This is a genomic window from Thermoflexus sp., from assembly GCF_040289485.1.
Lineage (GTDB): Bacteria > Chloroflexota > Anaerolineae > Thermoflexales > Thermoflexaceae > Thermoflexus.
Genome location: NZ_PSLG01000003.1, coordinates 55,462 through 70,039, shown reverse-complemented (window position 1 = coordinate 70,039; position 14,578 = coordinate 55,462). Strand labels below are relative to the sequence as shown.

12 protein-coding genes are annotated in these 14,578 nt (G+C 70.7%); 3 read left to right on the top strand and 9 right to left on the bottom strand.

Going from position 1 to position 14,578, the window contains the following annotated elements; all coding sequences use genetic code 11:
• The 8 genes from mnmA to C4313_RS01195 form a co-directional block, all read right to left on the bottom strand.
• A partial coding sequence (mnmA, locus tag C4313_RS01230) for a tRNA 2-thiouridine(34) synthase MnmA (RefSeq protein ID WP_352428058.1) occupies positions 1-1,093 on the bottom strand: 1,093 nt, incomplete at its 3' end.
• A 116-nt stretch (positions 1,094-1,209) separates the two neighbouring features.
• Positions 1,210-2,382 carry a cysteine desulfurase family protein gene (locus C4313_RS01225; protein WP_352428057.1) on the bottom strand — a complete coding sequence of 391 codons (1,173 nt, stop codon included), beginning with the start codon at positions 2,380-2,382 and terminating at the stop codon, positions 1,210-1,212.
• 323 nt (positions 2,383-2,705) lie between these two features.
• Positions 2,706-4,103, bottom strand: a complete 1,398-nt coding sequence (gene rsmB / locus C4313_RS01220) for a 16S rRNA (cytosine(967)-C(5))-methyltransferase RsmB (protein WP_352428056.1) — start codon at positions 4,101-4,103, stop codon at positions 2,706-2,708.
• Between the two features lie 38 nt (positions 4,104-4,141).
• Positions 4,142-5,113, bottom strand: a complete 972-nt coding sequence (gene mvk / locus C4313_RS01215) for a mevalonate kinase (RefSeq protein ID WP_352428055.1) — start codon at positions 5,111-5,113, stop codon at positions 4,142-4,144.
• Positions 5,113-5,784: a class I SAM-dependent methyltransferase gene (locus C4313_RS01210; RefSeq protein ID WP_352428054.1), complete on the bottom strand. Its 672-nt coding sequence runs from the start codon at positions 5,782-5,784 to the stop codon at positions 5,113-5,115. The genes mvk and C4313_RS01210 overlap by 1 nt, the downstream gene beginning before the upstream one ends.
• Before the next feature lie 29 nt (positions 5,785-5,813).
• A complete protein-coding gene (locus C4313_RS01205) occupies positions 5,814-6,722 on the bottom strand; it encodes a pseudouridine-5'-phosphate glycosidase (protein WP_352428053.1) in 909 nt (302 codons plus the stop codon).
• Positions 6,719-7,948 (bottom strand): exodeoxyribonuclease VII large subunit, encoded by a 1,230-nt coding sequence (xseA, locus tag C4313_RS01200; RefSeq protein ID WP_352428052.1) that lies wholly within the window; start codon positions 7,946-7,948, stop codon positions 6,719-6,721. Before xseA ends, C4313_RS01205 begins: the two co-directional genes overlap by 4 nt.
• A gap of 26 nt (positions 7,949-7,974) precedes the next feature.
• Positions 7,975-9,006, bottom strand: coding sequence for an SIS domain-containing protein (locus tag C4313_RS01195; protein ID WP_352428051.1), 1,032 nt, complete (start codon positions 9,004-9,006; stop codon positions 7,975-7,977).
• 149 nt (positions 9,007-9,155) lie between these two features.
• Here C4313_RS01195 and C4313_RS01190 point away from each other — a divergent pair, with 149 nt between their 5' ends.
• The 3 genes from C4313_RS01190 to C4313_RS01180 all read left to right on the top strand — a co-directional run bounded on the left by C4313_RS01190 (position 9,156) and on the right by C4313_RS01180 (position 12,568).
• Positions 9,156-9,656, top strand: a complete 501-nt coding sequence (locus C4313_RS01190) for a MaoC/PaaZ C-terminal domain-containing protein (protein ID WP_352428050.1) — start codon at positions 9,156-9,158, stop codon at positions 9,654-9,656.
• Positions 9,657-9,788: 132 nt separating this feature from the next.
• The gene (locus C4313_RS01185; RefSeq protein WP_352428049.1) at positions 9,789-11,675 is read left to right on the top strand and encodes a 2-oxoacid:acceptor oxidoreductase subunit alpha; all 1,887 of its coding nucleotides are present in this window, start codon (positions 9,789-9,791) and stop codon (positions 11,673-11,675) included.
• On the top strand, positions 11,660-12,568 hold the full coding sequence (locus tag C4313_RS01180) for a thiamine pyrophosphate-dependent enzyme (protein ID WP_352428048.1): 909 nt from the start codon (positions 11,660-11,662) through the stop codon (positions 12,566-12,568). Before C4313_RS01185 ends, C4313_RS01180 begins: the two co-directional genes overlap by 16 nt.
• Before the next feature lie 41 nt (positions 12,569-12,609).
• Here the strand turns inward: C4313_RS01180 and C4313_RS01175 are convergent, their stop codons facing one another.
• Positions 12,610-14,442, bottom strand: a complete 1,833-nt coding sequence (locus tag C4313_RS01175; RefSeq protein WP_352428047.1) for a glucosyl-3-phosphoglycerate synthase — start codon at positions 14,440-14,442, stop codon at positions 12,610-12,612.
• Positions 14,443-14,578 lie beyond the last annotated feature (136 nt).

Genomic DNA, 14,578 nt, shown 5'->3' with positions numbered 1-14,578 from the left:
TGGGGACCGCCAGCGGCTCCCGCTCTGCCCGGGCGATCCGCCCCATCCCCAAGACGACCTCGCCGTCATACATCACGGCCGCCTGGCCCGGGGTGATGTCCCGCAGGGGCTCGTCGAAGACCACCCGCGCACGGCGATCGGGGAGGGGGATGATGGTGGCGGGCACCTCCCGGCCCCGGTAGCGGATCCGCACGGTGGCCCGGAAGGGACTTGGGGGCACCTCGCCGCTGATGAAGTGCACGCCCTCCAACAGGCAGGCCCGGCGTCCCAGTTCCTCCGCCGTCCCCACGATCACCGCGTTCTCCTCCGGATCCAGATCGACCACATACAGGGGAACCCCCGCAGCGATCCCCAGGCCCCGGCGTTGGCCGATGGTGTAGAAGGCCAGGCCCTGGTGCTGCCCCAGGACGCGACCCTGCGTGTCCCGGATCGGCCCCGGGCGCAGCGCCTCCGGGGCATGGCGACGCAGGAAAGCCCGGTAATCCCCATCGGCCAGGAAACAGAGGTCCTGGCTCTCCGGCTTCTCCGCCACCGGGAGGCCGAACCGCCGGGCCAGCGCGCGCACCTCCTCCTTGGTGTATCCGCCCACCGGGAACATGGCGTGGCGCAGCTCCCACTGCCCCAGCACCGAGAGCACATAGGACTGATCCTTCCGGGGGTCCACGCCCCGCAGCAATTGCATCTTCCCCCCGACCTCGCGGACGCGGGCGTAGTGGCCGGTGGCCAGGAACTCGGCCCCCAGGGCCAGGGCGCGGCGGAGCAGCCAGTCGAAACGGACCAGGCGGTTGCAGCGCAGGCACGGGTTCGGGGTGCGCCCGGCGACGTATTCGGCAATGAAGAAATCCACCACCGTCTTCTTGAAGAACTCCGAGACGTCCAGCACGTAGAAGGGGATGCCCAGGCGCTCGGCCACCTGGTAGGCCAGTTCCATGTCCTCCAGGGTGCAGCACCGGTTGGTCGAGGCGCCCGCCTCCCCGCCCTCGCTCCAGAGGCGCAGCATGATGCCGATCACCTCAACGCCCTGTTCCACCAGCAGGGCGGCGGCGACGCTGCTGTCGACACCGCCGCTCATGGCCACCACCACGCGCGTCATGGCCTCCCCTTCGCCCGGAAAGACATCGTTCCCCTATGGGAGCGTCCGGCCCGCCGGCGAGACCCCCTCCACCACCAGCGCCGGCCGCCCCCGCAGCGGAACCCCCCCGCGCCGCATCACCGGAGCACCGCCTCCATCTGACGCAGCCGGGCGACGGCCCGAGGGAGGATCTCCAGCACCGCGTCGACGTCCTCGCCCGTGTTGGCCTTGCCCAGGGTCAGGCGCAGAGAGCCCACCGCCCACTCGTGGGGCAAGCCCATGGCCCCGAGGACCTCCGAGGGCTCCGGCCGGCCGCTGGTGCAGGCCGACCCCGTGCTGGCCGCGATCCCCTCCACATCCAGGGCCAGCAACAGTTCCTCCCCGTTGATCCCCTTGAACACGAAACTGGCGTGGTGCGCCAGCCGCTCCGTCGGATGGCCGGTCAGGCGGGCGTCCGGCACCCGCTCCAGGATCCCCCGGATCAGCCGGTCGCGCAGCCGCCGCAGACGGGCGTTCTCGCTCTCCCGGGCCTCCTGGGCCAGGCGCAGGGCGGTCGCCAGCCCCACGATCCCCGCCACGTTGACGGTGCCAGCCCGCCGGCCCCGCTCATGGCCCCCGCCGGTCAGCGGGGAAAGATAGGGGGTGCCCTGGCGGATGTAGAGCAGGCCGACCCCCTTCGGCCCGTAGAACTTGTGAGCGGAGAGGGTCATCAGATCCACCCCCAGGCGGTTCACATCCAGGTCCAGCATGCCGCCCGCCTGCACCGCATCTGTGTGGAAGGGGACACCCTTGGCCCGGGCGATGCGGGCGATCTCGGCGATGGGCTGGATGGTGCCCACCTCGTTGTTGGCATACATCACGCTGATGAGGACGGTGTCCTTGCGGATCGCCCGGCCCACCGCGTCCGGATCCACCATGCCGTGTTCGTCCACCGGCAGGTAGGTCACCTCGAAGCCGAAGACCTCCTCCAGTTGCCGCGCCGTGTTCAGGACGGCGTGGTGCTCCACCGAGGAGACAATGAGATGGTTCCCCCGCCCGGCGCGGCGCTGAGCGAAGGCCACCCCCCGCAGGGCCATGTTGTCGCTCTCGGTCCCCGAGCCGGTGAACACGATCTCCGTGGGGTGGCACCCCAGGATGGCGGCGACGGCCCGGCGGCTCTCCTCCAGGGCCTTGGCCGCCGCCCGCCCGAAACGATGGATGGAGGCCGAGTTGCCGTAGACCTCGGTGAAGTACGGCAACATGGCCTCCAACACCCGCGGATCCACCGGCGTGGTGGCCGAATGGTCTAGATAGATCGCCCGCCCCGCCATGCGACACCTCCCGCTGGGATCCCGCTCCGGGGGAAAGCGTTGACGCTTTCATTCTAAATCCCCTTCCCCGTCAGGGCCAGAACCCATCGCGCCGGCCCTCGCCGCCGCTAGGGATCCAACGCCCGGACCAGCCGCCAGAGGTCCAAAAACGCATGCGGCCCGGTCTCGGGCTGGGGTCCGAGCCGGGCCGCAGCAGGAAAGGAGGGGCCAGGGCAAGCGAACGCCAGGAGCGTGGGCGGCGATGGCGCTGCTTGCACTTTCTATCTTACCGAGACGGCCGGGACCTCGCAGTGACAAATGTCACCCTTTGGGGATGACGCTCCTCATTCAAAATCGGGGGGTGGATCTGCCAGGGCCTCGGGCGCTTTCTCCAGGATGGCCCCGAAGGCCCCGTCCATGGCGTGGACATGGGGGAGGACCCGGTAGAAGCCCTCGGCGTCCACGAAGGGGGTGGGGACCTTCCCGCGGGCGGGGACCAGGCGGAACTCCGGGTGGTTCCGCAGGAAGGCGTAGATCTGCTCCTCGTTCTCCTCCGGCTCCAGGGAGCACGTGCTGTAGATCAGCCGTCCCCCGGGCCGGAGCATCCGGGCGGCCGCCTCCAGCAACGCGCGCTGAAGGGCCGTCAGGCCCTCCAGGTCCGCCTCCTGCCGATGCCAGCGGGCGTCGCTGCGCCGGGCCAGCACCCCTGTCCCCGTGCACGGCGCATCGATCAGGATGCGGTCCGCCCAGGGCGGCAGGAACGGCCGACGACCGTCCGCCTGGACCGGCCGGATGCAGGTGAACCCCATGCGCAGGGCGTGCTCGCGCAACCGCCGCAGGCGGCCGAAGTGGCGGTCGGCAGCGATCAACCATCCGCGATCCCCCATGAGTTCGGCGATCTCGGTGGTCTTCCCGCCCGGGGCGGCGCACAGATCCAGCACCCGCAGGCCCGGCCGCAGGTCCATCAGGTAAGGCACCAGGGCCGCCGCCTCGTCCTGGGCGATCACTTTCCCCTCCTGGTAAAGGGGCCAGGCCGCCAGGTCCATCCCCCCTTCTACCAGGATCACATAGGGATGATATGGGCTGGGCCGCGCCCGCCGGCCCTGTTCCTCCAGCGCCTGCTGCACCGCCTCGGGGGTCGCCCGCAGCCGGTTCACCCGCAGGCTGAGGGGGCGCGGCCGGTTGTTGAAGGCGCAGAGGGCCCGCGCCCCCTCCACCCCATAACGGGCCACCCAGCGGCGCACCAGCCATTCCGGATGGGAATACCGGACCGCCAGGTGGGCCACCGGATCCTCTTTCAACGAGGGGAAAGGGGCCGGCTCCTGCCCCCGCTCCAGGCGGGCGGAGATCCGCCGGAGGACCGCGTTCACCAGGGCTGCCGCCCCCTCCCCGGCGACAACCCGGGTCACCTCGACGGTCTCGTGGACGGCCGCCCAGCGGGGGATCCGATCGAGAAACATCAATTGATACAGGCCCAGCCGCAGCGCGTTCCGGACCCAGGGGTCCAGGCGTGCCAGCCCCCCGCGCACATCGTGCGCCAGCACCCAGTCCAGGGTCTTGCGCCAGATGGTCACCCCGTCCACCAAGGTGGTCAGCAGGTCCTGATCGCGGGGGGAAAGGTCGGCTTCCCGGCGGATGGCCTGGAGCACGTAATCGGCGTAGGCGGCGCGCGTCTCGATCCGGTGGAGCGCGCGCAGCGCGTGGTAACGGGCCGGGGATCGAAGCGTTGGTTTCGCCGCCAACGGGACGCCCCCCTCGCCCAAGGATACGCCTTTCCATCTCACCCGCCCGGCGCGGCGGCCGTGGGCGGGACCACCGTCCGGTAGATGGCCCGCGCCCCTGCCGCCCGCAGGGCTTGGGCCACCGCTTCCATCCGCTCAGGGGGCACCAGGGCGATGATGTTCCCGCCCCGCCCACCCCCGGTCAACTTGGCCCCCAGCGCCCCCGCCTGGCGCGCCGCGACGACCAGGCGGTCCAGCGCCGGCGCCGACACCCCCAGCTCGACCAGCAACCGATGGTTCACGTCCAGCAGCCCGCCCAGCCCCTCCAGGTCCCCGATGGCGAGCCGGGCCTCGGCCTCCCAGACCAGGGCGGCGATGGCGTCGAACAGGGTCTCATAGCGGGCGGGTTCCGCTGCCCAGCCGGCCCGGACGGCTGCCACGGTCTCCCGGGTGGGGCTAGGGATCCCCGAATCGGCGATCAGCAGGGGGAGCGGGCGGGCGATGGTGAAGAAGACCGGGGCCTGGCCGCGAACGAACCGGAGGGGCCGTTCATAAGCGATCACCGTGTTGTCGATCCCGCTCGGCGTGCCGTGGTGGAGTTTCTCCACCTCGTACACCAGCGCGGCGATCACCGCAGGGTCCGTCGGCCGTCCGAACCATCGGAAGACCGCCCGGATGAGGGCGGTGGCCACGGCCGCCCCGCTCCCCAGCCCGCCGGCGATCGGGAGCGCCGACCAAAGGACCAGCCGGAGGTCCGGCTCCGGAACGTCCAGGTGCGCCAGCGCCAGGCGGACCGCCCGCGCCAGTGGGGAATCAGCGGGGGCGGTCGTCAGCCGCAGGATCTCCCCCAGGTCCCGGGCTTCGATCCAGCAACCGCTCCCCGGCGGCCCCGGCTCCGCCCGCACCCAGGCCCGCAGGCCGCAGACCGGCACGGCCAGGGCCGGCCGCCCGTAGACGACGGCGTGCTCCCCCAGCAGGATGACCTTGCCGCACGCGGAGGCTTCCACGGCTGTGGCGGGAGGCTTTTCCATCACCGGCCGTCCTCCGGCCCCTCGGGCTTGCGCGCCAGGATCCCGACGAAGCCTGCCTCCCGATGAAACCCCCACCGGGGCTCCTCCTCCCGGATCTCTGAGCGATCCGGGGATTGAAAGAGGGTGGCCGTCCAGGCCTCGAGGGCGAAGCCGGCCCGGTGGAGCCACTCCTCCACCTGGCCCCGGCGGTAGAAGCAGGCCGCCGCGTAGAACGGATGGCCCTGGCGGGCCTTCTCCTGATAATGGGCCGCCCACGGGCTCTCCGCCAGGATGAGGCCCAGCACCAGGCCGCCGCCCGGGCGCAGGACCCGCTGGGCCTCCCGCAGGAGCGCCAGGGGGTCCTCGACGAAGCAGAGGGTGACCACCACCAGCACCCCACCGAAAGCCCCCTCCCGGAAGGGCAGGCGCTCCCCGACCGCTTGGACCCCGAGGATCCCCCGTTGTGCCGCCCGGCGCAGTGGGGCATGGGCCGGATCCACCCCGAAGGGCACGCCCAACGCCTGAGCGAACCGCCCGGAGCCCACGCCCACCTCCAGCCACGGCCGGGGACACCTGGCCATCAGCGGGGCCAGGGCCCGCACCTCCGATCGGTAGGCTCCGCGCCCGACGGGGCCCTCATACCACGCGTCGTAGCGGTCCGCATACGGTTCGAACAGATACGCGGTGGCCATCCTCTCCTCCTTCCCGGTTTCCGTTCCCGTCAAGGGGACGCCGCCAGGGCACGGGCGATCTGGGCGGCGACCCGTGCGTTCTCCACCAGGAGGGCCCGGTTGACGGCCACCGTCTCCCCCTCGGTGCGCTCAGCGATCCGCCGCAGCAGGAAGGGGGTGACCTCCCGCCCCTGCAGGCCGGAGGCCGCGGCCTCCGCCAGCGCTTCGTGAATGACCTGCTCCAGCCGATCGGCCGGCACCGCCCATGCAGGGGGCGGGGGGACGGCCACGAGGAGCCCCTTCCCCCCCAGGGCCCAGTGGATCCGGGCGATGGCCGCCGCTTCCGCCGCCGAATCCACCCGGGCGTCCACCGGGAGCCCGCTGGAGGGGCTGTAGAACGCCGGGAGGTCCGCCGTCCCCCACCCCAGGATGGGGACGCCGTGGGTCTCCAACCACTCCCGGGTCGCCCGCAGGTCCAGGATCGCCTTCGCCCCGGAGCACACCACCACCACCGGCTCGGCGGCCAGGGTCGGCAGATCGTTGGAGACGTCGAAGGGCATCCCCCGGTGCACCCCGCCGATGCCCCCGGTTGCCACCACCGGGATCCCGGCCCGGGCCGCCGCCCAGACGGTGGCCGCCACCGTGGTGGCGCCCATCCGTCGCTGGGCCAGGGCGATAGCGAGATCCCGACGGCTGACCTTGAGGATCTCCTTCCCCTCCGCGAAGCGCGCGATCTCCGAGGGGCGCAACCCGATCACCACCTGCCCCTCCAGGATCCCGATGGTGGCGGGGATCGCGCCGGCCTCCCGCACCGCCGCCTCCATCTCCAGGGCCACCTCCAGGTTCGCCGGCCGGGGGAGGCCGAAGGCCACCACCACGGTCTCCAGGGCCACCACGGGCCGCCGCGCCGCCAGGGCCTCCTGGACGTGGGGGCCCAGCCGCATCCACGTTTCGATCATCCCGGCCCCCCTTCCACCCGCACCGAGACCACCCCGTCGTGCCACTGGAGCACCAGCCGTTCGCCGGCCTGGACCTGATCGGCGCGCGAGACCAGGCGTCCGTCCCACCGGCGCACGAGGACATAGCCGCGGGCCAGGACCGCCCGGGGGTTCAGGGCCTCCAAGCGGAGGCGGGCCCGTTCCAGCCGGCCCTCGGCCCCGCTCAGTTGTTGCCCGGCGGCGGCCCGGAGCCGCACGCGGAGAAGGCCCAGCCGCTGCGCCCGGGCGTCCAACTGGCGTTCCGGGGTGTGGGCCTGCAGGCGGGCGCGCCACACCTGAAGGGCCTGGGCCGCGGCCTCCAGTCGGTGGCGCATCGCCTGGTCCAGGCGGTCCCGCCACTGGAGGAGGTGGGCGGCGAGGGCCTCCCGGTCCGGGGTGGAACGCTCCGCCGCCGCCGAAGGGGTTGGGGCGTGGAGGTCGGCGGCGGCGTCGGTGAGGGTGAGGTCGATGGCGTGGCCGACCCCGGAGACCACGGGGACGGGGGAGGCGGCCACCGTGCGGACCACCCGCTCGTCGTTGAAGGCCCAGAGTTCCTCGTGAGAGCCGCCGCCCCGGGCGATGAGGATCAGATCGAGATCCTTCAGCCGGTAGAGGGCCTCCAGGGCCGCGACGATGGACGGAGGGGCATCCTCTCCCTGCACGGCCGTGGGGGAGAGGATCACCTCAGCCAGGGGCCACCGCCGGCGCAGGACGTTCAGGATGTCCCGCAGGGCAGCGCCGGCCGGCGAGGTCACGACGCCGATCCGTTTGGGGAAGGGAGGGAGCGGGCGCTTGCGGGCGGGGTCGAACAGCCCCTCGGCCTCCAGCTGCCGCTTCAAGGCCTCCAGGGTGAGGAAACGCTGCCCCAGGCCCAGGGGAAGCCAGCGATCCACGTAAAGCCGGCAGTCCCCGCGTTCCTCATAAAAGCCCACCCGCCCGTGCACCAAGATGGACTGCCCGTTGGCGGGGAGCCGGGGCATGCGGGCGGCGTGGGCCTTCCAGACCACACAGGTGATCTGGGCCCGTCCCTCTTTCAGGGAAAAAAAGATGTGGCCGGGGGCCGTGGCCCGCAGATCGCTCACCTCTCCCTCCACCCATAGGTCCTCCCACGCGAGGCGGCTCTCCACCACCTCCTTCAGGTGGGCCGCCAACTGGGAGACGGTCAGATACACCAGGGGGGCGGACGGCATGAGTTCCCATTCGCTCATCGGGCGGCGCTCCCCTCTGGGCGGGATCAGCGGGTCTCCGTCACCTTCTGCAGGCCCCGGGGCCGATCGGGGTCCAGGCCCCTCCGGCGGGCGAGGGCGACCGCGAACCATTGGCCTGGGATGACCGCCACCGCCGGGGAAAGCCATTCCGGGACCGGGGGCAGGGGGATGCGGACCTGGCCCCGGTCCAGCAAGCCGGGGTCGTCGCTGCACACGGTCAGGTGCGCTTCGCGCTCGCGAAGCGCGCGGGCCAGGCCTTCCATCTCCTCGCGGAAGGTGGGGCCGGCGGCGATCAGGAAGACCGGGAAGCCCGGCTCGACCAGGGCGATGGGGCCGTGGAGGAAATCCGCCGACGAATACGGCTCCGCCACCACGTAGGTCAATTCCTTCAGTTTGAGGGCGACCTCGAAGGCGGTGGCGTAATGGAAACCCCGCCCGATGACCACGCCGTGGGCCGCCCGCCACCAGCAGGCAGCAGCCTCCCGGGCCATCGCCTCGGTGTCCAGCGCCTGGCGCATGGCCTCCGGAAGGCTTTGGAGCTGCTCCCGCAACGCCGGGTCCTCCGTCCAGGCCACGGCCAGCATGGCCAGGGCGATCAACTGGGCGGTATACGTCTTGGTGGCGGCCACCGCCCGTTCCTCACCGGCCCGGAGGGGGAGCACCGCGTGGGCGGCCGTCGCGAGGGGGGAGCCCGGGTCGTTGGTGATGGCCAGGGTCCATCCGCCCTGGCGCCGGGCCTCCCGGATCACCTCCACGATGTCGGGGGAGCGGCCGGACTGGGAGATCCCGATCACCCACGCCCGGTGCAGCCGCGGCGGCCGCCGGTAGAAGGTGAAGAGGGAGGGCGTGGCCAGGGCGGCCGGCAGCCCAGTGAAGACGCTCAGGAGATACTGCCCGTAGCGGGCGGCGTTGTCGGAACTCCCCCGAGCGGCCAGCATCACCAGCGCCGGGTCGAAGCGCCGCGCGGCCGCGACGATCCGCCGCGCCTCCTCCCAGCCCTCCCGGATCAAGAGGGCCGCCCGTTCCGGCTGCTCGCGGATCTCCGCCTCCACCCACACCGATCGGCCTCCTCGGGGAAACGATGGCGATGGGTGCGCCGGGCCCGACCGCGGCCTCGTTGAGGCGCTCCCCCGAGCCGATTATACTTCAGTCCATCCGACCGTCGTCCCGGATCGGCACCTTTCCTAACCTGGAGGAGGCATCCACGATGGCAGCACAGGAGACCCTCCGTCGCGGGATGTGGTTTGAGGACCTGGAGGTCGGCTGGCGGGTCCGCACGCCCGGCCGCACCGTCACCGAGGCGGACATCGTGTTGTTCGCCGGCCTGTCGGGGGATTACACGCCGCTGCACACCGATGCGGAATACGCCCGGGGGACGCTCTTCGGGGAGCGGATCGCCCATGGCCTGTTGGGCCTCTCCATCGCCTCGGGCCTGGCCGCCCGCCTAGGCTTCCTGGAGGAGACCGTCGAGGCCTTCACCGGGCTGGAGTGGCGGTTCCGGGCGCCCATCCGGATCGGCGACACGATCCACGCGGAGATCGAGGTGGCCCAGAAACGGCCCGCCCCCGATGGGCGCTCCGGGTTCGTTGTCTTCAACGTGCAGGTGCGCAACCAGCGCGGCGAGATCGTGCAGAAGGGCCAGTGGACCCTGCTGGTCCGCGGGCGGGGGGTGACGGAAACCGAGGCAACACCCCCAAGCGGGGGATGATCCCCCAAATGGGAGAAAGGGGCCGCCGTCTGTTCTAAATTTTACAAGCAGGAGCGGTGCGATTATACTTTTGAAAAGCCTTCTCTGCCGGCGCGTGGGGGAGGCAGGCACCTGAGGTAGGGAGGCGTGGCCATGCCCAAACGGTTTGTCTCGTGGATGATCGGCGGGCCCCAGGGCAGCGGGATCAACGTCGCCGCTGAGACCCTGGCCAAGGCCTTCAGCCGCGGCGGCCTCTACGTCTTCGCCAATATCGAATACCATTCCAACATCATGGGCAAGCACAGTTATTATCGCGTCCGCGTGTCCGAGGAGCCCGTCCACGCGCCGGTCGACGAGGTCCACCTCCTGGCTGCCCTCGACGAGGAGACCCTCTTCGGCGACCACCACCACAACCCGGAGTTCCCCACCCACCGCGGCCACGTCCATGAGGTCGTCCCGGGCGGCGGGATCATCTACGACGCGGACCTGGGGGACATCCGGGGGCGCATCGGCCGCGACGACGTGCGCCTGTATCCGATCCCCTATTTCGATATGATCCGGAGGGCCCTGGAGCCCTTCGGCAAAGCGGCGGAGTACCGCCAGTACGATATCATGCGCAACACGGTGGCCCTGGGGGCCACCCTGGCGATCCTGGATTACGACCTCGAAGAGGTGGCCGGGGTGATCCGGGAGCAGTTCAAGGGCCGCCGGGCGCGAGTGGCGGACATGAACATCGAGGCCCTGCGGGTGACCTACGCTTACGTCCACGAGACCTTCGGCAACGACTTCCCCTGGAAGATCCGGAGGCGGGAGCGCCGGCCGGATCAGATCCTCATCCGCGGCGTGCAGGCGGTGGCCCTGGGGAAACTCCAGGCCGGCCTGGGCGTCCAGACCTACTACCCCATCAGCCCGGCCACCGATGAGAGCACCTACCTGGAGGCCGTCCAGGGCAAATACAACGTCGTGGTGATCCAGACGGAGGACGAGATCTCGGCCATCAACATGGCGGTGGGCGCCGCCCATGCCGGCGCCCGGGCCGCGACCTCCACCGCGGGTCCGGGCTTCGCCCTGATGCCCGAGGGCATCGGGTTCGCAGCCATCACCGAGGCCCCCGGCCTGGTGGTCTTCCTGTATCAGCGCGGGGGCCCCAGCACCGGCCTCCCCACCCGCACGGAACAGGCGGACCTAGGTTTCGCCCTGCACCCGGCCCACGGGGAGTTCCCCCACATCGTCATCGCCCCCGGCGACGTGGTGGAGGCCTTCTACGACAGCTTCGAGGCTTTCAACTGGGCCGACCGATACCAGATGCCGGTGATCGTCCTGGTGGACAAATACCTGGCCAGCAGCTACATCACGGTGCCCCGCTTCGACACCCGGGGCCTGACCATCGACCGCGGCGTCCAGCATCGGCCGGAAGGCCGCCCGGACGGCTACCTGCGCCACGCCGTCACGGAGAGCGGCATCTCGCCATGGGTCATCCCGGGCACCGAAGGGGTGATCTTCTGGACCACCACCGATGAGCACAACCCCAAGGGGCACATCTCCGAGGGGGTGATCCATCGCGTGGAGCAGATGGACAAGCGGATGCGCAAACTGGAGCAGGCCGCCCGGGAGATCCCGGACAGCAAGAAGTTCACCCTCCACGGCCCCGCCGAGGCCCATGTCACCCTGGTCGGCTGGGGGAGCACCAAGGGGGCCATCCTGGACGCCCTGGAGGAGCTCTCCGCCTTCAACGGGCTCACCTTCAACTTCCTGCAGATCCGAATGATGCGCCCCTTCCCCGCCGAGCCGGTGGCCGCCATCCTGCGGCGGGCCCGCCGGGCCATCCTCATCGAGAACAATTACTCCGGCCAGTTGGGGGATCTGATCCGGGAGCAGACCGGCTTCCGGATCCCCCAGAAGGTGCTCAAATACGACGGCCGTCCCTTCACGGTCAACGAGATCCTGGAGGGGGTGCGCCGGGCGCTGAACAGCGACGAGGAGCGCATCGTGATGATCTCCAGCGAAGCCCGGGAGGTGATCCCATGGCCTACGCGGTGAAGGATTATAAGACCGAGGTCTGGATCGACTGGTGCCCCGGCTGCGGAGATTTCGGGATCCTGAACGCGATCCACCAGGCGCTGGCCGCCCTGCAGCTCCCACCCCACCGGGTGGCGGTGTTCTCCGGCATCGGCTGCTCCGGGAAGACCCCCCATTACATCGGAACCTACGGGATCCACACCCTCCACGGGCGGGTGTTGCCGGTGGCCACGGGCTTCAAACTGGCCAACCCGGAGATGACCGTGATCGCCGTGGGCGGGGACGGCGACGGCTATGGGATCGGGGCCGGGTATTTCCTGGCCGCCGGGCGACGCAACGTGGACCTCACCTACATCGTTTACAACAACGGGGTCTACGGCCTGACGAAGGGGCAGGCCTCCCCCACCCTGCCGAAGGGCGCCCAGACCAAATCCCTGCCCGAGCCCAACTTGATGGAGGCCCTCAACCCCATCGCGGTGGCCCTGGGGGCGGGCTACACCTTCATCGCCCGCGGATACGCCTATGACGTGCGGCACCTGCGGGACCTCATCGTGGCCGCCATCCGGCACCGGGGCACGGCGTTGATCGACGTCCTGCAGCCCTGCCCGACCTACAACAACCTCTACACCCGGGAGTATTACAACGCCCGGGTTTACAAGCTCGAGGAGACCGGCTACGACCCCGTGGTGCACAACCCGGCGGACGAGCAGGAGATCATCACCAAGAAGGCGCAGGCCCTGGCCAAGGCCTACGAGAACGGCGAGCGCATCCCCATCGGCATCTTCTACCAGGTGGAGCGGCCGACGCTGGAGGACGAACTGGCCGCCCGGCTCCCCCACTGGGGCCAGCGGCTGGCCGATCTGGAGCCGATCTACCGCCGGGACCTCTCGCCGCTTTTCGAGGAACTGGCGTGAGCCGTCGCCCCCCGTCGCGGCGCTGATCGGAACAGGGCACCTCAGCCGGGCGCCCCCACCGCCTCCCGCCGGCGGAATTTCTCCCGATAGGCCGGCAGGGTGATCATGGGGGGGCGCTCGGCGTCGCCGATCTCCTCCACTTCCAAGTAGTAACGGCCCGGCTCGTGGCGGATCAGTTTCATGGAGCGGTTCACCTCCTCCAGGAGCCGGATCTTGTGGCGATCTTCCAACCGCCGGATGACGACCTGGATGATGGCGAAGGCCATCTTGGAGAGGGCCTCCAAATCCTGGTTGCGATGGATCCGCTCCTGGAGATCTACCTGGGCGATAGACCACAGGCCGAACCGCTCCAGGATGTCGATGAGCAGACCGATCTCCACCCCGTAGCCGGTGAAGAAAGGCAACTGCTCCAGGACCTCCCGGCGGCCGGCGTATTCGCCGGAGAGGGGCTGGATCAGGCCGGAGAGCTCGGGGAAGAACAGGTTGATCAGCGGGCGGGCCACCAGTTCCGTCACCCGTCCCCCGCCGCCGGCTTGGAGCCGCTCCCCCACCCGGATGGGCCGTCGGTAGAACCCCTTCACCAGCCCGATGCGTGGGGAGCGCAACAACGGCCCCACCAGCCCGTAGATGAATCGGGGATGGTAGTTGGTGATATCGGTGTCCGTCCAGACGATCAGGTCCCCCCGGAGGATATATAGGCTTTTCCAGAGGGCCTCGCCTTTGCCCCGATAGGCACCGGCCTCCGGGAGCACCTCTTGGTGGATGTAGACAGGAACCCCCATCGCCCGGGCGATCTCACGGGTGCGATCGGTGGAGGCGCTGTCGATGACCACGATCTCGTCCAGGAGCGGATAGCGCTCCATGAGGACCTCCCGGGCGATGGCCAGGATGGGGCCGATGGTGGCCTCCTCGTTCAGGGTCGGCAGACCCAGGCTGATGGTCACCCCTTGGGCCCGCTTCAGGGCCACCAGGGCCTCCAGGTCGCTGAACTCCTCCGCGTCGAAGGTGTTCTCGGCGAACCATTTGTCCACCAGGACCGAGATGGGGAGCTGGGCAGGCGCCCCTCGGGGCCGGGGCTGGCCGGGCAGGAAGGCCCGGGCCGCCTTCACCAGGAGGATCGGCTTCTGGGTCCCCTGAACCACGGCGCGGGCCAGCGGCCCCAACGGTTGCGGCCCCTCCGCCCGCGGCCGGGCGGAGGCCCCCAAGACAGCCCCGTCGTGGCCCTGGAGCTCCTGGAGCACCGCCGCGGCGACCTCCCCATGGACCACCATCTGGCGGGCGATGCGGGGGAACTGGCGGGCCAGCGGCCGAAAGGCGGCCGCCACCTGTCGGGCCTCCGAGGCTGCGTGGAGCAAGGTGACCCGCCCGTCCCATGCCTCCGCCAGCGCCAGGGCAACCTCCAGGGCCAGTTGGGTATACGGGCCGCCCCGCACCGGCAGCAGGATCCGCCGGCAATCCGGCCCCAGCGCCCCCCGCACCAGGAGGAGATCGCACGGGGCTTCCTGAAGCACCTGGGCCAAGGGGACCCCCAGGAGCCGGCCATCGGGATCGCCGTCCCAGGGGAGGAGGAGCAGGGAGACCCGGTTGGTCTGCAGAAAATGCAACACCTCCTCCCATGGCTGGTAGGTCACCCGGATGCGCGGCCGCACCCGGAGGGGGAGTTCCGGATGGGCACCGGCCAGGGCCATCAGCTGTTGCCGGAGGGCCCGGGCGGCCGCCGCCCCGTGGCTCAGGGAGCGCTCCGGAGGGAAGGGCACGAGGCCCAGCAGGGTGATCTCGCCTCCGGACGGGGGAAGCAAGGCGCGGGCCAACGGCAACAACGACGCCGCCCGCTCTACCTCTTCCACCGGGATCAGGATCTGCTCGAAGGGCATTCGCCCCTCCTGCTCCAGGCCCGGGAACACCGCACCGGCGGGCTCCGGCCGGATGGCGCCCGGCCGACCTCGGGGCCGCGCGGGGAACTCTCCTCCCCTCTCCTTCGCCGTGGCGCCTTCATGATACCTCAGCGCG

Coding starts and splice junctions, on each gene's coding strand:
- C4313_RS01225 (WP_352428057.1), bottom strand. CDS start 2,382: ATGGCGGGGCGGGCGATCTATCTAGACCATTCGGCCACCACGCCGGTG.
- mvk (WP_352428055.1), bottom strand. CDS start 5,113: ATGGAAAAGCCTCCCGCCACAGCCGTGGAAGCCTCCGCGTGCGGCAAG.
- C4313_RS01210 (WP_352428054.1), bottom strand. CDS start 5,784: ATGGCCACCGCGTATCTGTTCGAACCGTATGCGGACCGCTACGACGCG.
- C4313_RS01205 (WP_352428053.1), bottom strand. CDS start 6,722: ATGATCGAAACGTGGATGCGGCTGGGCCCCCACGTCCAGGAGGCCCTG.
- xseA (WP_352428052.1), bottom strand. CDS start 7,948: ATGAGCGAATGGGAACTCATGCCGTCCGCCCCCCTGGTGTATCTGACC.
- C4313_RS01190 (WP_352428050.1), top strand. CDS start 9,156: ATGGCAGCACAGGAGACCCTCCGTCGCGGGATGTGGTTTGAGGACCTG.
- C4313_RS01185 (WP_352428049.1), top strand. CDS start 9,789: ATGCCCAAACGGTTTGTCTCGTGGATGATCGGCGGGCCCCAGGGCAGC.
- C4313_RS01180 (WP_352428048.1), top strand. CDS start 11,660: ATGGCCTACGCGGTGAAGGATTATAAGACCGAGGTCTGGATCGACTGG.
- C4313_RS01175 (WP_352428047.1), bottom strand. CDS start 14,442: ATGCCCTTCGAGCAGATCCTGATCCCGGTGGAAGAGGTAGAGCGGGCG.